Here is a 2,134-nt window from a genome sequence, read left to right on the forward strand (position 1 = left end):
GGCACCCGGACCTCGCCTGGCACATCATGCAATCGGTTATTCAGGATGACTTCGACCTGACCGTGATCAACGAAATGGACGTCGACCATGGACTAACGGTCCCTCTGTCACTCATGTTCGGGCAACCCGAGGCTTGGCCATGCAAGGTCATTCCTTTCGCCGTCAACGTGGTCGTATATCCACCGCCTTCCGGGCAGCGCTGCTACAACCTCGGAAAGTCCATTCGCCGCGCCGTCGAGAGTTTCGACGGAGACCTCAACGTGCAGGTCTGGGGCACCGGCGGGATGAGCCATCAACTGCAAGGCCCGCGGGCCGGATTGATCAACAAGGAATGGGACAACGCATTCCTGGATCAGATTGTCGCGAACCCCCGGGGGCTTGCCGCAAAGCCGCATCTCGAGTACGTGCGCGAGGCCGGTTCCGAAGGCATAGAGCTCGTAATGTGGCTGATCATGCGCGGCGCGCTGGACGACGAGGTGGTCCAGCGGCATCGTTTTTACCATGTGCCGGCTTCGAATACCGCAGTCGGCCATCTCGTTCTCGAAAACAGCAGTTAAGTGGAGGAAATATGAAGGTTGTACTGGCGGGAGCTGGAGCGTTCGGCAAGAAGCACCTGGACGGCATCGCAAACATCGACGGCGTCGACTGCGTTTCGGTGGTCGGAAGAACGCTTGAGCCAACGCAGAAGATTGCAGAACAATACGGCATCGGGCACGCAACGACCGATCTTGCCGAGGCGCTCGATCTGCCCGGCGTGGATGCGGCAATCCTGTGCACGCCGACCCAGATGCACGCGGACCAGGCCATTCAATGTATGGATGCGGGCAAACACGTGCAGGTCGAAATACCGCTGGCGGACTCGCTGGCGGACGCCGAGGCCGTGCTGGCCAGGCAACGGGCAACCGGACTTGTCGCGATGTGCGGGCACACGCGGCGTTTCAATCCGTCTCACCAGTGGGTCCGCAACAAGATAGCGGCCGGCGAACTCAACATTCAGCAGATGGACGTGCAGACGTATTTTTTCCGGCGCAAGAACATCAACGCAGCGGGTGAGCCGCGCTCCTGGACGGATCACCTGTTGTGGCACCACGCGGCTCACACGGTTGATCTGTTCCAGTATCAGGCGGGCGAAAGGATCGTCCACGTCAATGGTATGGAAGGACCGCACCATCCCGAACTGGGCATCGCCATGGACATGTCAATCCAGATGAAGACGGAGAGCGGCAAGATCTGCACCCTGTCGCTGTCTTTCAATAACGACGGTCCGCTCGGCACCTTCTTCCGCTACATCTGCGACAACGGTACCTACATTGCGCGCTACGACGACCTGGTCGATGGCTACGAAAACACCATCGACGTGTCGAAGGTCGACGTGTCGATGAACGGTATCGAGTTGCAGGACCGGGAGTTCTTCGCGGCGATCAGGGAAGGCCGCGAACCGAACTCATCGGTCGCCCAGGTGCTCGACTGTTACCGCGTGCTGCACGAAGTCGAACAGCAATTCAGCTCGTAGCAGCCCGGAAGTTTCGCGGGCGGCAATGCGCGGGGGTCGCGATTCCCAGGCTTCGCCGATTGCCTCAGGGCTGATGGATCAGTTCGAGTTCGAGGGCGCCCTGCCCAGCCTGCCAGGCGGCCTGCGCCTCGTAGTCGCCGGGGCCGGACGTGGTCTGTCCGCTGGCGGATAGCCGGGCGGTAATCACCAGTTTGGACTGATCGGATATTGTGGCGCCGGGCAGCATTGCGTCGGCGTCGCTCAGCCGGACATCCAGCGGGAAGCGCGCGCCGTCCACGCGCTTTGCGGCCAGCGGCGGACCGGCCTGTCCGGGTATGCGCGCCACGATGAACAGGACGGCGCCGGGTGGCGGGGAAGCGGGCGGCCCCAGGGCGAGGCGAAGTTCCACGTTGCCTTCCGCGGCGACGGACCCGCTCGTGTCAACGCGCGCTCCCAGGCGATTCAGTTCGCCTTCGACGATCGCCCGCACCTCGGGCGTGACCGGGCCTTCCAGCATCATCCTCCAGCGCTGCACGGCGATCACGTCCTGTCCCGTTGCGCTGGCCCGCAGACCGCCGTACCAGAGCCCCTTGGGATTGGCGGGGTCCGCCAGCAGCACCTGCTCGACCATTTCGCCGGCGT

3 protein-coding genes are annotated in these 2,134 nt (G+C 62.7%); 2 read left to right on the forward strand and 1 reads right to left on the reverse strand.

Annotation, left to right across the window (positions count from 1 at the left end; translation table 11 throughout):
- Both OXG98_14075 and OXG98_14080 read left to right on the forward strand, forming a co-directional pair.
- On the forward strand, positions 1 to 557 hold a 557-nt coding region (locus OXG98_14075), incomplete at its 5' end, for a class III extradiol dioxygenase subunit beta (protein ID MCY3773128.1).
- Between the two features lie 11 nt (positions 558 to 568).
- Complete coding sequence (locus OXG98_14080) at positions 569 to 1,513, forward strand: Gfo/Idh/MocA family oxidoreductase (GenBank protein ID MCY3773129.1); 945 nt, start codon at positions 569 to 571, stop codon at positions 1,511 to 1,513.
- Positions 1,514 to 1,577: 64 nt separating this feature from the next.
- Here OXG98_14080 and OXG98_14085 read toward each other — a convergent pair.
- The coding region (locus OXG98_14085; protein MCY3773130.1) for a hypothetical protein at positions 1,578 to 2,134 on the reverse strand (557 nt) is incomplete at its 5' end.

The organism is Gemmatimonadota bacterium (assembly GCA_026706345.1).
In the GTDB taxonomy this organism is placed as follows: domain Bacteria; phylum JAAXHH01; class JAAXHH01; order JAAXHH01; family JAAXHH01; genus JAAXHH01.

Coding starts and splice junctions, on each gene's coding strand:
- OXG98_14080 (MCY3773129.1), top strand. CDS start 569: ATGAAGGTTGTACTGGCGGGAGCTGGAGCGTTCGGCAAGAAGCACCTG.